Source organism: Streptomyces sp. R818, from assembly GCF_056172735.1.
Window position 1 is genome coordinate 13,327 of the sequence record NZ_JAOCNE010000012.1, and the last position, 17,384, is coordinate 30,710.

Consider the following 17,384-nt stretch of genomic DNA (forward strand, 5'->3'; position numbering starts at 1 on the left):
GCGGCCAACTTCCGCTCGGGGTGCGTCGGTTCCGACCGATGCATGTACCCCGAATGAGTGAACGGTAGTGCTCAGGTACGGCGGATCTCCACGGATGAGTGGTTGCTGTGCAGGGGCCGGGCCCGTGAGCCCCCGGCGTGTCACTCTTTCCCGGTGTTCGGGTCGGAGTGTGCGGGCGGGGGCTTTGCGCGATGAGCGGTGACGGGCGGGGCGAAGAGGGCCCGGGGCAGCGGACGGGTCAGCGCGCGGGCCAGCGAGCGGGGCAGCGAGCAGGTCAGCGAGTGGGTGTGGCCGACGAGGCCGACGCCTCCGTGCCCGCTCAGCGCGGCGGTGGAGCGCCGGCCGACGCCTACCTCATCGAGCGAATGCGCGCCGGGGACGACAGCGCCTACGAGGAGCTGTACCGCCGTCACGCGGGCGCCGTGCGCCGGTACGCCCGTACGTGCTGCCGCGACGCCCACACCGCCGACGACCTCACCGCCGAGGTGTTCGCACGCATGCTCGGTGCCGTGCGCGGGGGCGGTGGGCCCGAGCACGCGGTGCGCGCCTATCTGCTCACCACCGTGCGCCGTGTCGCCGCGAACTGGACCAAGACCGCCCGGCGGGAGCAGCTCGTCGACGACTTCGCCGTGTTCGCCACACAGGCCGCCCGGTCCAGCGAGGTCTCCGACGACGACACCCTCGACCTCGGCGCCGACGTCCTCGCCATGCACGAGGCCGAGCAGTCCATGGCCATGCGGGCCTTCCGCTCGCTGCCCGAACGCTGGCAGGCCGTGCTCTGGCACACCGAGGTCGAGGACGAGTCGCCCAGCGAGGTCGCCCCCCTCTTCGGCCTCGACGCCAACGGCACGCGCGTCCTCGCCAAACGCGCCCGCGAAGGGCTCAAGGAGGCCTACCTCCAGGCGCACGTCTCCGCGACCCTCACCGAGTCCGAGGAGTGCGCCCGCTACGCCGACCGGCTCGGCGCCTACGCGCGCGGCAGCCTCCGTACGCGCGCCGAGCGCGGGCTGCGCAAGCACATGGAGGAGTGCGCCAAGTGCCGCCTCGCGGCCGGCCAGATCAAGGAGGTCGCCAGCGGTATCCCGGGCGTCGTGCCGGTCGCCGTCATCGGCTGGTTCGGCGCCGCCGGGTACGCGAAGGTGGCCGCGCTCATCGGTGGCGGCGGCGCGAGCGCGGCCGGCGCGGGTGCCGGGGCCGCCGCGGCGGCCGGTGGGTCGTCGTCCGGTGGTGGTGCGGCCGGCGGGGCCGCGGCCGAAGGGCTCGGCGGGCCCGCCAAGGCCGGGATCGCGGCGGGTGTCGTGGCCGCCGGGGTCGCGGTCGCCGTGGCCATCGCGCTCGCCGGTGATCCGCGGCCGAAGGAGGAGGCGAAGGCCGTGAAGCCGCCGGTTTCTCAGCCGGTGCCTCCGGCGGAGCCGTCCGTGGCTGATCCCGCGCCCACTCCTCCGCCGGCTCCGGCACCCTCTCCGCCGACTCCGGCTTCGGCTCCGCCGTCCCGTTCGGCACCGCCGTCGCCGTCAACGTCGCCGTCCTCCGAGCCGTCGGTCCCGTCCTCGCCCGACGCGCCGGTGCCGCCTGCGCCCACGTCGGCGCCCGCGTCCAAGGCTCCGGCCCCTGCGCCGACCACGCCCCGTCCCGCGCCCACCCCGCCCGCGCCGCCCGCCGTCTACCAGTGGAACGAGCTGAAGTACGGCCTCACCGGCGACGGCACCGCACCCGAGATGCGGCTCGGCGAGAGCAGCTGGGTGTGGCAGCGGTACGGCATGTCGATCGGCGGCAAGCGGTACGCGAACGGGGTCTCCGTGCACGCCCGGTCCTCCGTCACCATCGACCTCAACCGCGCGTGCACCGCGTACGACGCCTCCGCCGGTGTCGACGACATGACGCTCGGGCTCGGCGCCGTCCGGTTCTCCGTCTACGTGGACGGGGTGCGGGCCTGGGGTTCACCGGTCGTCCGGGGTCGTGCCGCGGCCGTGCCCGTGCATATCGGTCTCGCCGGGCACAAGACGATCCGGCTGGTCGCCGAGCCGCATACGGCGTTCGGGGCGGTGGGGCTCGCGAACTGGGCGGAGTCCCGGTTCACGTGCGGGTGAGCTCCGCCAGGATCTGGTCCTGGGTCAGCGTCGCGCCCGCCCTCTCCTCCGCCTCGTAGCGCTCCGCGCCCAGCTCCGCCCGGGCCCTGGACGCCAGTGCCTCGCGCTCGCCCCGCTCCGGCATCGGGCGGGGCGTGCCGCTGCGCAGCACGTCCGACGCCGCGAACAGGCGGACCGCGCCCGGCACGTCGCCGCTGCGGGACAGCAGTTCCGCGCCGATGTCGATCAGGCCCGCGATGACCGTCTCCGCGCAACGCTCCAGGGCCGCGTCCGTCAACACGTCGACGAGCAGCTCCAGCGCTGCCCCTGGGCCCTTCTCCGCCGCCGTGATACGCGTGTCGGCCAGGCCGAGCGCCGCCGTGAACTGGGGCGGCGGCGTGCCCGCCCGCGCCGCCGCGCGGGCCCGCTCGCACAGCTCACGCGCGCGGGGCAGCTCCCCGTCCGCCAGCGCCAGCAGCGCCCGCAGCAGAGCGACGAACGCCGTCGTGTCCATCGTCCCGTGCTGTTCCGCCTCCTCGCTCGCCACGTCGAGCGCCTTCACCGCCACGTCCCGGTCGCCCTCGCGGTACGCGATCTCCGCCAGCCGCGCCCGCAGGAACGGCGTCTCCGCGTACGCCCCCACCTCGTAGGCGAGGCGCAGCGCCTCCTCGTACTCGCCCTTCGCCTCCGCCAGGCGGCCGCGGCCGATCGCGGCCTCCCCCGCCGCGCTGCACACCTGCGCCCGCATCCAGCGGTCGCCCACCCGGCGGCTGATCTCGCGCAGCTCAAGCAGGTCGCCGTCGACCCCCTCCATGTTGCCCGGCATGTCCACGGCCGCGTGCGTACGGAACATCAGCGTCACGCCCAGCTCCCAGTCGCCCCCGTGGCGGCGGCAGTTCTCGACCGCCGCGTCCAGCGCGCCGCGCACGTCCGCCCATTTGGCGCTGCCCAGCAAGTACAGGGAGAACGGCCAGATCAGGCCCGGGAAGCGGGCGCCCTGCGGGTTCGGCGGCTCGAACGCCGACCGCACCCGTTCCACGTACTCCGCGTCCTCCTCGCTGGTCAGCGCCTCCTGGGGGCGGGAGTCCGCGATCAGGAACAGGGAGAGCAGGCGGAGGTTCAGCCTCGGCCAGTACAGCGCGTCGTCCGGGTCGTCCGGGGCCATGCGGTCCGGCATGATCCGCTCGATGGCCTCGACCCACGCGCTGCCCTCCGTGCGGTAGTTGCGCAGCCACCAGAACCAGCCCATGTCCAGCGCCACGGCGATCGCGCTTTCCTCGTCGAGCAGCGCGGAGTCGCTCGTGGCGCGCGCCAGTGCGACCCGGATGTTGTCCAGCTCCGTCTCCAACCGGTCGATCCACGGGAGTTGGTCGGCCGAGCGCAGCTTTGGTGCGGCCCGGGCTGCCAGGTCTCGTACGTGGGCCATGTGGCGGCGTTGGGCTGCCAGGCGGCGGGCTGGGGTTTCCGCTGCGCGTTCTGATGCGTATTCGTGGATCGTTTCCAGCATGCGGTAGCGCATGGTGGGAGGTGGGGTTGGGGTGAGCGTTGTGGGGGGTGGGGTTTCGGGGGTTGCCACTACGAGGCTTTTGTCCACCAGCGCGCCCATGGTGTCCGCGGCCGTGTTCCCCTCTGCGCACACCGCCTCCGCCGCCTCCAGGTCCCAGCTGCCCGCGAACACCGACAGCTCGCGCAGCGCCGTGCGCTCCCTCTCCTCCAGCAAGTCCCACGACCAGTCCACCACCGCCCGCAAGGTCTGCTGGCGCGGCAACACCGTGCGGCTTCCGCTCGTCAGAAGGCGGAACCTGTCGTCCAGGCGGTCCGCGATCTGGCGCGGCGTGAGCAGCCTCAACCGCGCCGCCGCCAGCTCGATGGCCAGCGGCAGTCCGTCCAGGCGGCGGCAGATCTCGGCCACCGCCTCCCGGTCGCCCGCCAGGTCGAAGGCCGGGCTCACCGCCCTCGCCCGCTCCGTGAACAGGCGGTGCGCCGGGTCCGGGGGCAGCGGTTCCACCGGGCGCACCGACTCGCCCGGTACGCCCAGGGGTTCGCGGCTCGTCGCCAGGATCGTCACGTTCGGGCAGTGCGTGAGGAGGGTCTCCGCCAGGCGCGCCGCCGCGTCGATCACGTGCTCGCAGTTGTCGAGCAGCAGGAGCAGGGTGCGGGTCGCGCAGTGCTCGATCAGGAGCGCCGTCGGGTCGTCCTGCGGGGGCGCCGACATCTCGCTCGTCATCAGGACCGTTTCGCGCAGGCGCAGCGCGCTGACCACCGCGCCCGGGACGGCCCTCGGGTCGTCGAGCGGGGCCAGCTCCACCAGCCAGGCGTTTTCCAGCGGGGCCGCGGTTTCCTCTGCCAAGCGGGTTTTGCCTGAGCCGCCCGGGCCCGTGAGGGTGACCAGGCGGGCGGCCTGTAGGTCTGCGCGGAGGGCGGTCAGTTCGGGTTCCCGGCCTACGAAGGAGGTCAGGCGGGGGCGGAGGTTGCCCGTCTGGGAGGTGGAGGTGGGGGTTGGTTTTGTGTTGGGTGGGGGTGGTGTCTCTGTCTCCGTCTCTGTCAGCAGCTCTGCGTGCTGTGCTTTCAGTTCTGGGGTGGGGTCCGCGCTCAGGCTTTCCGCCAGCGTGGTGCGGATCTGTTCGTAGGTTTGCAGGGCGTCCGCTGTTCGGCCCGCTGCGTGCAACGCCTTGATCAGGAGTACGTGCAAGGGCTCGTCGTACGGGTGTGCCGTCGTCAGTTCCCTCAGCTCCGGTACGAGGTCCGCTGCGCGGCCCAGGCGGAGGTCCGCCGTTACCCGCGCGCGGGTCGCTTCCAGGCGCTGGGCCTCCGGGCGGGTGGCCGCCGTGTGGTCGGGGAGGTCGGCTAGGGCGGGGCCGCGCCACAGGGCGAGTGCTTCGCGCAGGATGCGGGCGGCTGACGCCGGGTCGTCTCTCGTCAGGGCGTCCGTGCCCTCGCGGACCAGTCCCTCGAAGACGTACAGGTCGATGTCGGCGCGGGTCGCTGTGAGGCGGTAGCCGCCCGTTTCCGAGGTGATCGCGTCTCTGCCGAGGGCTCTGCGCAGGCGGCCTACGAGGGCCTGGAGGGCGGCCGGGGCGTCGGCGGGTGGGGTGTCGGCCCAGACGTCGTCGATGAGGGCGTTGGTGGGGGCCGGGTGGGGGGTGTGCAGGGCCAGGGAGGCGAGCAGGGCGCGGAGACGGGGGCCGCCCACGGGTATGGGTGCCCCTGCGTCGTCGTGGGCCTGGGTCGTGCCCAGGATCGAGAACTGCACGCAGGCATTGTCACTGGTTTGGGCGGGTGGGGCGGGGCGTTGCGGTGGGCGTTCCGTCGCGTGGTGGGGCGGGGCCGCGCCGGGGCGCCTCCTCGGCCGGATAGGCCTCATCCCCCTCGGTCCGCCATAGGCGAGTCATCCTGGACTGCATTCCAGCGGAGTCCTGCGGGGGCACCCCGACGCGTCCCCTCCGGCCGAATCGCGGGTGCGGACCGGTGCCCCGTCCTGAGGCGGCACCCCGGGCGCCATGCACCCCGCCTCGGACAACCTGCCACCCCGAGTGCCACGCACCCCGCCTCGGGCAACCTGCCGCTCCCCGCACCTCCCCGCCCCGCCCCGCCTTGGGCAACCTGCCGCTCCCCGCACCTTCCCACCCCGGGCGCCCGCGCCCGCCTTGGGCAATCTGCCGCCTGGGGCGGCAGGGTGGGCAAGGCGGCAGCCCAGCGCCGGGGCAGCGTGTGAAGAGGCTCTCGCGAGAATTCCGTGGGCTGTCGGGGTGCCGGGGCAGTGTTCGGGCCGGGCCGTGCGAGGGCTCGGCCGGGTTGATCGAGCGCCGGGGCAGCGTTCGGAACCGTCCGTGCGAGGGCTCGGCCGGGTGGCCCAGGCGCCGGGGCAGCGTTCGAACAGGCCCGCATCCGGACCCGGTGCCTAGCGGAGCGGGCCCGCTCCCAGAGCTCTGTCCGGGACGACACTGCCGGTAGGCACCGCACGGGCCCGCGCAGGCGTCCCCGTCCAGCACGTGCCCCGGCGCGACAGCAGGCGGCGCAGCCAGAGTTCCAGGGCGACGAGGTCCGCGAGGCCGTCCAGGGGCAACGGTTCGCCGTCCGCCGCCGCGCGGAGCGCCTTGCGGACCGTGCGGGCCTCGATCAATCCCGTTTGGGCCAGGAGCGGCGTGTCGAAGAGAGCTATCAGGCGGTCCGCCGATGCCCTCAGGCCCGTGCGCGCCGCCGCCGCCGAGGACGCGTGCGACGGCGCCCCCCAGCCCGGCGGCAGGTCCGCGACCCCGGCCCCCTCCAGAACCGTACGGAGGATGGACGCCCGGGCCCCGGGCTGGACACGCAGCGCCTCCGGAAGGAGCCTGCTCGCGCGTACCACCTGGTTGTCCAGGAACGGCGCGTGCAGGCGCTGGAAGCGGATCTCCGCGGCCTGTTCGAGGATGCGGAGGTCCGCGGCATGGCGGGCCAGGGCCGCCCGGGCCCGGAACTCGCCGGGGCGCTGGGCGTGGCCGGTGCCGGGTCGCGTCGTCCCCACTTGGAGGCGAACCGATACTTCAGCGAGCGCCTCACCGGTCAGCCAGCGCGCGGCGGGGCCCGGCCTGGCCCAGTTCAGCGCGGCCAGGGATGCCCCCACCGGGCCGCCCGGCTCGTCGAAGCTGCGGTGGAGGAGGCGGTCCGCTAGATGGGCGAGGCCGACTTTGTACGGCGTTCGGGCCAGCTTGCGCGCCGCGCCGTACACGCGCGCGGGCACCGCGAGAGAGCCGCCGTCCGCCTTGGTGAGCGCCGCCATGGGGCGGACCATGTGGCGGCGGCGACGGTCCATCAGGAGGTCGGTGAGGCGGGCCGGGTGCGCGTCCAGGACCTGGCGGGCTCCGTAGCCCGTGAAGTGGTCGGCGCTGCCGGAGGCCAGGCGTGCGCGGTGCCGGGCGGCCGTGACCAGGACCGCGCTCGGTTCGTCCGTCAGCGGGCCTTCCAGGTCCGCGTAGGGCAGCGCTTCCTCGCCCGCCGCCACTACGACGTGGTGCAGGCGCGGGTTCGCCGCGATCGCTCCCGCTCGTTCCAGTTCCGCCTCGCGCGTGGCCGTCGCCGTTGTCGAGGAGATGTCGTTGAAGGTGACCGCGAGGAGGCGTTCGCCCGCTCCTGTGCCGTGGCCCAGGACCGTGCCGGGCATGCCGGGCAGGCCCGCCGCCAGGAGCGCCAGCGTGCCGGACGCCGGGCCGCCCGAGAGGTCCGCCCCGATGCCGGGTACGGGCATCCCGCGCGCGGCACGGCGTTCGGCCGGGCCCATGCCCGGTACCGGGCCGGGGTCCAGGTCGGTGCCGGGTACGTGGCGGGGCGCCGACAGCCGGGCCCGTACCGCGTCCACCAGGGCGTCACGGACGCCTGCCACCGCCGTGTCCGGGTCCACGGGGGCCGCGCCCACCGCCAGGGACGCCACGGCCTCGTAGCCGGCGATCTCGCGGGCGCCGGCGCGCAGGATCAGCGCGTGGCCCGGCGGGATGCGGCGTACGCCCTCGTACGGTGTCGAGTCCTGCAGCGCCTCGGGGACGTCCGGGGTGGCCAGGAGCGCGGCAAGGTGGCCTACGTCCAGGTGCGCCTCGATGAGGTCGGCCAGGGGCAGCGCCGCGGTCGCGTAGGCCGTGCCGCCCGCCCAGGGCGTGTAGAAGACGGGCCGCGCGCCCGCCACGTCGCCGATGACCATGACGCGGCGGCCTACCTGGACGACGGCCGTGTAACTGCCGGGCCAGTTGGTGAGATGGCGCAGTGCGCCCCCGCGCGCCGTGAGCAGGCCGATGCGGAGTTGCTCGTCGGTCGCTCCGCAGACGCCGAGGACGGCGATGCGCGTCTGGTCGTCGACCTTCAGCGTGCGGACCTCGTCGGGGCGCCAGTCACCCACCGCCCAGAGCGGATCCGGGTCACCCCACAGGAGGTGCGAGCCGACCGGATGTACCGTTTCGCCGTCCGCTCCGTAGGCTCCCGCGGACTCGAAGGCAAGGGGCCCCGCGGTGGTACTGCTCCACCCCACCAACCACCGCATCGCCGCCTCCACACGCTGTGGACAACCCAAGGGCTCTACATGCTGCCACGAAGGAGGCGGGACAGAGGGGGCAAGTAGGGAGCGAGCCATGGTTCGCGCTCCCCCCAATGCGCCCCTTTCGAGCCGTGGTTGAACCGCCGCACCACCAAGGAGGGCAAGGAATACGGGGTCGAGTTTCGGCCAAATCGGCTGCCGGTGGCCGGAGGCAAACACCCCGCTTCGGCCACAGCGCGCAACGCACGGTCCGGGAGGCATCCATCGCCTCCCGGACCGGTCCGCCGCCCGCGGGGATGTAGGCGGCGGTGTCCCCCAGCCCACTGGATCCAGTACAGCGGGCCGACCCACGCAGTTCTCATCGAAGCGCTCCGCATGTGCACAAGTAAGAGCGCACACGCAGGCGCACGGCGCCACAGCCGGAGCACACGGTCACAGGGCGTGGCGTGCGCCGTCCTCCGGCCCGAACAAGAATCCCGCCATCCGGATCTGCGCCACTTAACGCTTGGGATTCGGCGAACTACGCTGGGTGTACGAATGCCGCGCGGTTATGCCAGTCCACAGGGCCGGCGAGGTGTTGCGGCGGCAGCCGTCTGTGTCGAGGGGTGGCGCATGTCCAGGGAGCTACGCGGACCGAACGAGAAGCTCGGCGCCGTCCTCGCCCTCGCGGGAATCAGCAACGCGGGACTGGCGCGACGCGTCAACGACCTAGGTGCGCAGCGCGGGTTGACCCTTCGCTACGACAAGACCTCCGTGGCGCGATGGGTGTCGAAGGGCATGGTGCCGCAGGGCGCCGCCCCGCACCTCATCGCCGCCGCCATAGGGCAGAAGCTCGGCCGGCCCGTGCCGCTGCACGAGATCGGCCTCGCCGACGCCGACCCCGCGCCCGAGGTCGGCCTCGCCTTCCCGCGCGACGTCCGCGCGGCGGTGAAGGCCGCCACCGAGCTGTACCGGCTCGACCTCGCCGGGCGCAGAGCGGGCAGCGGCGGCATCTGGCAGTCCCTGGCCGGATCCTTCGCGGTGAGCGCTTACGCGACGCCCGCCTCCCGATGGCTGATAACCCCGGCCGACTCGTCGGTCGCGCGCGAGGCGCATCTCAGTGAGGAGGGCTCACCGCAGAAGGTGGGCCACAGTGACGTGGTGAAGCTGCGGGAGGCCGCGCAGGACGCGCGGCGCTGGGACTCCAAGTACGGCGGCGGGGACTGGCGTTCGTCGATGGTTCCCGAGTGCCTGCGGGTCGAGGCGGCACCGCTGCTGCTCGGTTCCTACTCCGATGACGTGGGGCGCTCCCTGTTCGGCGCCTCGGCCGAACTGACGCGGCTCGCCGGGTGGATGGCCTTCGACACCGGGCAACAGGAGGCGGCGCAGCGGTACTACATCCAGGCGCTGCGGCTCGCGCGGGCCGCGGCGGACGTGCCGCTCGGCGGTTACGTGCTCGCCTCCATGTCGCTTCAAGCCACGTATCGCGGGTTCGGGGACGAGGGCGTCGACCTCGCGCAGGCCGCCGTCGAGCGCAACCGGGGGCTGGCCACCGCCCGCACCATGAGCTTCTTCCGGCTCGTCGAGGCACGCGCGCACGCACGCGCAGGGGACGCGCAGGCGGCAGGCGCCGCCTTACGGGCCGCCGAAGGGTGGCTCGAGCGCTCGCGCGAGGGCGACAGCGACCCCTCCTGGCTGGGCTTCTACTCCTACGACCGGTTCGCCGCCGACGCCGCCGAGTGCTACCGGGACCTGAAGGCGCCGCGCCAGGTGCGCAGGTTCACCGAGCAGGCGCTGTCGCGGCCCACCGAGGAGTTCGTGCGCTCGCACGGACTGCGCCTCGTGGTCTCCGCCGTCGCCGAGCTGGAGTCGGGGAACCTGGACGCCGCCTGCGAGCAGGGCACCCGCGCCCTGGAGGTCGCGGGCCGGATCTCCTCCGCGCGGACCACCGAGTACGTGAAGGACCTGCTGCACCGCCTCGAACCGTACGGCGACGAGCCCCGGGTGGTCGAGCTGCGGGAGCGGGCCCGTCCGCTGCTCATGGCACCGGCGTGATCCGGACGCTCGCAGGGCTCCGGGCCCCAGGTCCCGCATGGATTGTCAGTGCTGTCGGGCAAGATGCAGGACATGGAGGTGAGGCCCGGTGAGCGCGGTCGCGTATGACGGGGATGTGCTGGTGGTCGGTGGCGGCATCGTCGGGCTCGCCACGGCCTATGCCGTCTCCCGCGCCGCTCCGGGCACGCGCGTCGTCGTCCTGGAGAAGGAGGCGGGCCCGGCCCGGCACCAGACGGGGCGCAACAGCGGTGTGATCCACAGCGGGATCTACTACCGACCGGACTCGCTGAAGGCCCGCTTCGCGGTGCGCGGAGCCGCCGAGATGGTCAAGTTCTGCGCGGAGTACGGGATCGCGCACGCGGTCACCGGAAAGCTCATCGTCGCCACCGGGCGGGACGAGCTGCCGCGCCTGCACGCCCTGGCCCAGCGCGGCCGGGAGAACGGGATCGCGGTACGGGAGCTGGGCCCCGCCCAGATCCAGGAGTACGAGCCGGAGGTGCGCGGCCTCGCCGCCATCCACGTCGCCAGCACCGGGATCGCCGACTACCGCGCGGTCGCGCGCCACCTCGCCGAGGCGTCCGGCGCCGAGATCCGGTACGGGGCGGACATCGTCCGGATCGACCGGCGGCCCTCGCTGGGCGTCGCCGTGCGGACCGCCGCCGGGGACGTCGTGCGCGGCCAGGTCCTGGTGAACTGCGCGGGGCTCCAGTGCGACCAGGTCGCCCGGCTGACCGGGGACGATCCCGGGATGCGCATCGTGCCCTTCCGCGGGGAGTACTTCGACCTGGCCAGACCCGAGCTGGTGCGCGGCCTCGTCTACCCGGTGCCCGACCCGGCGTTCCCCTTCCTCGGGGTCCATCTGACGCGCGGCATCGAGGGCTCCGTCCACGTCGGGCCGAACGCGGTACCGGCGCTGGCCCGCGAGGGCTACGACTGGACCACCGTCCGCCCCCGCGAGCTGGCGGGGACGCTCGCCTGGCCCGGCTCGTGGCGGATCGCGCGGCGCCACTGGCGGTACGGGGCGGGCGAGCTGCGGCGCTCGGCGTCCAAGCGGGCCTTCACCGACGCGGTGCGGCGCCTCGTGCCCGCCGTCACCCCTGAGGACCTGGTGGCCTCGCCCGCCGGGGTGCGCGCGCAGGCGGTCCTGCGGGACGGCACGCTCGTCGACGACTTCCTGATACGCGAAGGCGCCCGCACGGTCCATGTGCTGAACGCACCGTCGCCCGCCGCGACCGCGTCCCTGCCCATCGGCAGAGAGGTGGCCCGGCGAGCGCTCGCCGCACTGAGCGCCGCCTAGGTCCGGTCACGGACGTGCCCCCAGGCGGGGCCGGCCGCCGAAGACTCCGACCAAGCCTGGGGCCGGTCACAGGGGCGGTCCGGCCCCAGGCGCCGGTCGCAGGGCGGACCGGCCCCAAGCGCCGGTCACAGAGGTGGACCGGGCGGAGCCGCCGGGGCATCGAGCGCACCTGGCGCCGGTCGTGGCGGGTGCACCGGGTGGGCCCCCGAGGACACCGACCACACCTGGGGCCGGCCGCAGGGGCGAACCGCACGGGGCCTCCGAGCGCGCCGACCACGTAAAATCGCCCCACTGTGTCTGAGTCCGAGAACCCCCAGAACCCCGCCCCGCCCGCGCGCCCGAACGAGCCGCGGTTTCCGGACGGGCCCAAGCCCGACCCCGCCGGGTCGCACTTCGAGCGGCGCATCCGCAGCTTTCAGCCGCGCCGCAGCCGGGTCACCACCGCGCAGGCCGACGCGTTGCAGCGGCTGTGGCCGAAGTGGGGCCTCGACATCGACGGACAGCGGGTGCTCGACCTGGCGGAGATGTTCCCGGGCGTCGACCGCGTCGTCCTGGAGATCGGCTTCGGCATGGGTGAGGCGACCGCGCAGATGGCCGCCGACGACCCGACGACCGGCATCCTCGCCGTGGACGTCCACACCCCGGGCCAGGGCAACCTCCTCGGCCTCGCCGACCGCGGCGGCATGACCAACGTACGGGTGGCCAACGGCGACGCGATCATCCTGCTGCGCGCGATGCTGCCCGACGCGAGCCTCGACGGGCTGCGCGTCTTCTTCCCCGACCCGTGGCCGAAGAAGCGGCACAACAAGCGGCGCCTCATCCAGCCCGAGTTCCTCACCCAGGTCGCGGCCCCGCTCAAGCCCGGCGCCCTCGTGCACTGCGCGACGGACTGGGAGGAGTACGCAGAGCAGATGCTGGACGTGCTCACCGCCCACCCCGACTACGAGAACACGCAGGCGGACGGCGGGTACGCGCCGCGGCCCGGCTTCCGGCCGCTGACCCGGTTCGAGGGTCAGGGCCTGAAGAAGGGGCATGTGGTGCACGACCTGCTGTTCAGGCGGCGCTGAACACAGGCCCCGTCGCGGCGCCGCGCATCCCTCGTTAGGGTCAATGAGTGGCCTCGTACCCCAGCAGTCCGCCGCACCAGGACCACGCCCACGGCCCCCGGCCGCACGGCGCGGTCCCGCATCCGCGCTGGTGGGAACGGAAAGGTGTACGGGCCACGGCACTGGCCACGCTGCTCGCGGTCTCCGGCGCCGTCATCGCGGCGCTCGTCCGCGAGCAGACCGGCACCGAAGGGTTCCTGGTCGGGCTCGGTCTGGCCCTGGTCCCCGTACCGCTGCTGATAGCCGCGTTCCGCTGGCTGGACCGGGTGCAGCCCGGGCCCTGGCGGAACCTGGTCTTCTCCTTCGCCTGGGGGGCCTGCGCGGCGGCCCTGATAGCGATCGTGGCGAACAGTTTCGCGACCCGGTGGATAGAGACCGCCACCGCCGACCCGACCGGCGCCGACACCCTCGGCGCCACCGTCATAGCGCCCATAGTCGAGGAGAGCGCCAAGGCCGCCGCCGTGCTGCTCGTCTTCCTCTTCCGCAGACGGGACTTCACCGGCGTCGTCGACGGCGTCGTCATCGCCGGGGTCACCGCGACCGGCTTCGCCTTCACCGAGAACATCCTCTACCTGGGCAACGCCTTCGGCACCGACCAGCTCACCGGCACGGGCCCCGGCCTCAGCTCCGTCACGGCGGCGACCTTCTTCGTCCGCGTCGTGATGTCACCCTTCGCGCATCCGCTCTTCACCGTGCTGACCGGCATCGGCTTCGGGATCGCCGCCGTCCTCGCACCCGAGCGCGGCAAGGTCCGCCGCATCCTGCTGCCGCTCGCCGGACTGCTCGTCGCCATGGCCATGCACGCCTTCTGGAACGGCTCGTCGTCCTTCGGCGAGTACGGCTTCTTCGCTGTGTACGCGGCTTTCATGGTTCCGGTCTTCGGCCTGGTCACCTGGCTCGCGATCTACCTGCGCCACCGCGAACTGCGCACCATGCGGACCGAACTCGTGCTCTACGTGGGCGCGGGGTGGCTGGCCCCGCCCGAGCCCTTCGCCCTCGGCTCGCTCAAGGCGCGCCGCCTGGCCAGGGAGTTCGCCGCGCACTACGGCGGCAAGGAGGCGGAGCGCGCGGTCACCGAGTACGAGGCGTACGCGACCTCGCTCGCGCTCCTGCGCCACCGCGCCCGCAAGGGCGGGGCCGGCGCCGACTTCGCCGTACGGGAGCGGGAGCTGCTCGACGCGCTGTGGGAGCGGCGCGGCTACGCGCGCGCGGCACTGGCGTACGCCTCCCAGGTCGCCGCCCCCATGTGGCGCCCGCCGGTGTACGCGGCCCCGATGGCATCCGGCGCCGCGTATCCCCCGTACCGCCACTGAGGTCCGTACCGCCACTGAGGCATCCGGGGCGGAGGCCGACGTCTCAGGCCGACGCGTCCGTGAGGCGGGCAATCTCCTCGTCCGTGAGGGTCAGGTCCGCCACCGCGAGCAGCGCGGGCAGCTGCTCGACCGTGCGCGCGGACGCGATCGGCGCGGCCACGGTGGGCCGCGCGGCGAGCCAGGCCAGGGCGACGGTGGCGATCTCGGCGCCGTGCTCCTGCGCGATCTCGTCGAGGGCGGTGAGGACCTTCTGGCCGCGCTCGGTCTCCAGGTGCTTGGCGGCGCCGCCCGCGCGCTGGCTGTCCACCTGGACGCCGGGCCGGTACTTGCCGGTCAGGAAGCCGGAGGCGAGCGCGTAGTACGGGACGGCGGCGAGCCCGGCGCGCGAAGCGATGTCCTGGCGGCGGCCCTCGTAGGTGTCGCGGGAGACGAGGTTGTAGTGCGGCTGGATGGCGACGTAGCGGGCGACGCCCTCGCGGTCGGAGAAGTCGAGGGACTCCTGGAGGCGGTCCGGCGAGATGTTCGAGACGGCGATCTCGCGCACCTTGCCCGCCGTCACCAGCTCGTCGAGCGCGCCGATGATCTCCTCGACGGGGATCGACTCGTCGTCGTCGAAGTGCGTGTAGTACAGGTCGATGTGGTCGGTGCCGAGGCGGCCGAGGGAGGCGTCGGCGGCGGCCTTGATGTTGGCGGCGTGCAGGCCCTTGAAGTCGGGGTGGCGGGCGACCTTGGTGGCGATGACGACGTCGTCGCGGTTGCCCCGCGCCCTGAGCCACTTGCCGATGATCGTCTCCGACTCGCCGCCGTGGTTGCCCTCGATCCAGGCGGAGTACGAGTCGGCCGTGTCGATGAAGTTGCCGCCGCCGGCGGTGTAGGCGTCGAGCACCTCGAAGGAGGTGGCCTCGTCGGCGGTCCAGCCGAACACGTTGCCGCCGAGGGCGAGCGGGAAGACCTCCAGGTCGGAGGCGCCGAGCTTGCGCAGGGGAGAAGAAGTCATGCCGTCATTCAACGCCCCTGCGGAAGCGGGTGTTCCGTCAGGCGCGCATCAGAGTGCCAGACCCTTGCCGCGCAGCCAGGCCGCCGGGTCGACGCCGGTCGCGTCCCCGCCGGGGTGGACCTCCAGGTGGAGGTGGTCGCCGGTGACGTTGCCGGTGGCGCCGACGCGGCCGATGACGTCGCCGGTGGAGACCTTCTGGCCGACGCTGACGTTGAGCGAGGACTGGTGGCAGAACCACAGCTCGGTGCCGTCGTCGAGGGTGAGGATCGTGCGGTAGCCGTACGCGCCCGCCCAGCCGGCCTCGGTGATGGTGCCGCCGTGGATGGCGTAGATCGGCGTGCCGGTGGGGGCGGCGAAGTCCAGGCCCGTGTGGTAGCCGGAGGACCAGAGCGAGCCGGGCTGTCCGAAGGTGCCGGTCAGCGTGTAGGAGGCGACGGGGAGCTTGTAGCTCTTGGCCAGCTTGGCGAGGCGCTCGGCCTCGGCCTTCTTCTTGGCCTCCTCCTCCGCCTTCTTCTTCTCGGCGGCGGCCTTGGCCTCGGCCTTCTCCCGCTTCGCTGCGGCTTCCTCGGCGGCCTTCTTCGCGGCGGCCTCCTCGGCGGCGGCCTGCGCCTTGGCGTCGGCGGCGTCCTGCTGCGTCTCGGCCTGCTGCATGATGCGGGCGCGCAGCGCCTCGCCGGCGTCCGACTGCCCGCCGCTCATGGCGGTGAGGGGCGCGGCCTCCGCGGCTTCGGCAGGGGCGTCGTCGGCCATCAGCGCGCTCACGCCGGGCAGCGACTTCGCCTCCGGCAGGGCGTCCGTGACCGCCGAGAGGTCGGGCATGGATATCTGGACGGCGGGCTTGCCGCCCTGCGCGGTGGCGATGCCGCCCGCGCCGACGGCGGCGATCACGCCGACGCCGAGGACCGTGGAGCTGCGCGCGAGGCCGCCGCGCTGCCGGGCCACGCGGTGCTTGCCGCGGACGGGGCGGACGGACTCCTCGGTGGGGTTCCACTCCTCGAAGCTCGTGCGCGGGGCGGCGTAGTCGCCGTCGGCCGGCTGGGCGGGGTACCCGGAGAGTTCGGGGGCAGGACGGTTCGACGCCACGGGGGCGCTCTCCTTTCCTTCCTTCTCGCCTACCGGGTTAGCTGACGGGTTCGGAGCAGGAAGGTCTCCTACGAGCACGGTCCGGCGCCCGGAAAGCGTCGGAACGATGCCTGATTCACCCCAAGTTGGTGGTTCCCCGGCTCCCTTGCGGGATTAGGCGCGTGCGCACGGAGCCGTCGCTTGTGACGGCTGGGACGACCGCGCTGCGTTATCGAACGTTAATAGACAGCGGACAGTAATTCCAAGCCGTTCTAGCCCCGTTAAACCTGACAGTTTCTGACGTAGTGTCAATTGTTATGCGCAGCGACGCCGTTCGGTCACCCCTGGTGATGTCGATCAAGAACAGCGGTCAGGGACGGCGTACGGCGAGCAGCGCCATGTCGTCGCTGGCGCCGCCCCCGGTGTGCAGGCGCACCTCGTCGGCGAGCGTCACGAGGAGCTCGTCGGGCCCCGGGAAGACGCGTCCGGCGAGCCGGGCCGCCGGATCGTAGAAGACCCCCTTCGTGTCGCGCGCCTCGGAGAGCCCGTCCGTGTAGAGCAGCAGCGTCGCCGCGGGCGGGAACTCCGCCTCGGTCGCCCGGTCCGGCCAGGAGCCGAGCTCGCCGAGGCCGAGCGGGAGCGCCGCCTCGGCGGGGCTGATCACCCGGACCTGCCCGTCGCCGTGCAGCACGATCGGCTCGGGGTGGCCGCGGTTGAGGACGCGCAGGAGGTCGCCGCCGTGCGGGATCTCCGCGAGCACGGCGGTGGTGAACCCCTCGAAGTCGTCGATGCCGCGCCGCCGCGACCCCTCCCGGGCCAGCGCCCGCTCCAGGCGCTGGGCGACCGCCTCCAGGCTGTCCTCCTGCTCGGCGGCCTCCCGGAACGCCCCGATGACGACGGCGACGGCGGCGACCGCGCCCATGCCCTTGCCGCGGACGTCGCCCACGACTATCCGTACGCCGTGCGGGGTGTCCTGCACCGCGTACAGATCGCCGCCGATGAACGCGTCGGCCTGCGCCGCCTCGTACCGCGCCGCGATGGCGAGGCCGCCGATCCGTCCGGCCGGCCGCGGCAGCACCGCGGACTGGGCCGCCGCCGCGATCTGCCGCGCGGACGCCAGCTCCTCGTCGCTGCGCCGCTTGATCCGGTTGAGGAAACAGGCCAGGACGCAGACGGTGGCGACGGTCGCCATCTCCGTCCAGACGCCGCTGTGGAACGCCGTGTATCGGAGGTGTACGGCGACGATGGCGCCGATCGAGGCGACCCCGGCCGCGATGGTGCTGCCCAGCGAAAAGAACGGCGCGGCGACCAGCGGCGCCGCGCTGAAGAGGGGCGAGCCCGCGAACCCGGACGGCGTGCAGTACTCGTAGACCGCGCCGCCGATGATCAGCAGCAGGGGCAGGATGCGCAGGAAGAAGGGCGTGCCGGGGGCGTCCGCCGGATGCCTGTGCCGCCCTCCTCGCTGCCCCACCACGTGTCTCCTGCCGTCCGCGCCCGCTGTCCGG

At 73.5% G+C, this 17,384-nt stretch carries 10 protein-coding genes and 1 riboswitch; of the genes, 5 read left to right on the top strand and 5 right to left on the bottom strand.

The window, feature by feature from the left end:
* Positions 1 to 191: 191 nt before the first annotated feature.
* Complete coding sequence (locus N5I75_RS26445; RefSeq protein WP_476681325.1) at positions 192 to 2,090, top strand: sigma-70 family RNA polymerase sigma factor; 1,899 nt, start codon at positions 192 to 194, stop codon at positions 2,088 to 2,090.
* On the opposite strand, the gene N5I75_RS26450 is transcribed toward N5I75_RS26445, so the two are convergent.
* Positions 2,077 to 5,322 carry an ATP-binding protein gene (locus tag N5I75_RS26450; protein WP_476681327.1) on the bottom strand — a complete coding sequence of 1,082 codons (3,246 nt, stop codon included), beginning with the start codon at positions 5,320 to 5,322 and terminating at the stop codon, positions 2,077 to 2,079. The two genes, N5I75_RS26445 and N5I75_RS26450, sit on opposite strands and share 14 nt — an antisense overlap.
* Before the next feature lie 648 nt (positions 5,323 to 5,970).
* Complete coding sequence (locus tag N5I75_RS26455; RefSeq protein ID WP_476681329.1) at positions 5,971 to 8,076, bottom strand: asparagine synthase-related protein; 2,106 nt, start codon at positions 8,074 to 8,076, stop codon at positions 5,971 to 5,973.
* A gap of 606 nt (positions 8,077 to 8,682) precedes the next feature.
* On the opposite strand from N5I75_RS26455, the gene N5I75_RS26460 reads away from it, so the two are divergent.
* The 4 genes from N5I75_RS26460 to N5I75_RS26475 all read left to right on the top strand — a co-directional run bounded on the left by N5I75_RS26460 (position 8,683) and on the right by N5I75_RS26475 (position 13,820).
* Complete coding sequence (locus N5I75_RS26460) at positions 8,683 to 10,104, top strand: MFS transporter (protein WP_476681331.1); 1,422 nt, start codon at positions 8,683 to 8,685, stop codon at positions 10,102 to 10,104.
* Between the two features lie 88 nt (positions 10,105 to 10,192).
* A complete protein-coding gene (lhgO, locus tag N5I75_RS26465; RefSeq protein ID WP_476681333.1) occupies positions 10,193 to 11,401 on the top strand; it encodes an L-2-hydroxyglutarate oxidase in 1,209 nt (402 codons plus the stop codon).
* A gap of 293 nt (positions 11,402 to 11,694) precedes the next feature.
* A complete protein-coding gene (trmB, locus tag N5I75_RS26470; RefSeq protein WP_476681335.1) occupies positions 11,695 to 12,468 on the top strand; it encodes a tRNA (guanosine(46)-N7)-methyltransferase TrmB in 774 nt (257 codons plus the stop codon).
* A 47-nt stretch (positions 12,469 to 12,515) separates the two neighbouring features.
* Positions 12,516 to 13,820 carry a PrsW family intramembrane metalloprotease gene (locus N5I75_RS26475; protein WP_476681337.1) on the top strand — a complete coding sequence of 435 codons (1,305 nt, stop codon included), beginning with the start codon at positions 12,516 to 12,518 and terminating at the stop codon, positions 13,818 to 13,820.
* A gap of 43 nt (positions 13,821 to 13,863) precedes the next feature.
* On the opposite strand, the gene N5I75_RS26480 is transcribed toward N5I75_RS26475, so the two are convergent.
* The 3 genes from N5I75_RS26480 to N5I75_RS26490 form a co-directional block, all read right to left on the bottom strand.
* Positions 13,864 to 14,817, bottom strand: coding sequence for an aldo/keto reductase (locus N5I75_RS26480; RefSeq protein WP_476681339.1), 954 nt, complete (start codon positions 14,815 to 14,817; stop codon positions 13,864 to 13,866).
* A 48-nt stretch (positions 14,818 to 14,865) separates the two neighbouring features.
* The gene (locus N5I75_RS26485; protein WP_476681341.1) at positions 14,866 to 15,900 is read right to left on the bottom strand and encodes a M23 family metallopeptidase; all 1,035 of its coding nucleotides are present in this window, start codon (positions 15,898 to 15,900) and stop codon (positions 14,866 to 14,868) included.
* A gap of 11 nt (positions 15,901 to 15,911) precedes the next feature.
* Positions 15,912 to 16,070, bottom strand: a riboswitch (cyclic di-AMP (ydaO/yuaA leader).
* Positions 16,071 to 16,249: 179 nt separating this feature from the next.
* Positions 16,250 to 17,350 (bottom strand): PP2C family protein-serine/threonine phosphatase, encoded by a 1,101-nt coding sequence (locus tag N5I75_RS26490; RefSeq protein WP_476681343.1) that lies wholly within the window; start codon positions 17,348 to 17,350, stop codon positions 16,250 to 16,252.
* Between the last annotated feature and the right edge of the window lie 34 nt (positions 17,351 to 17,384).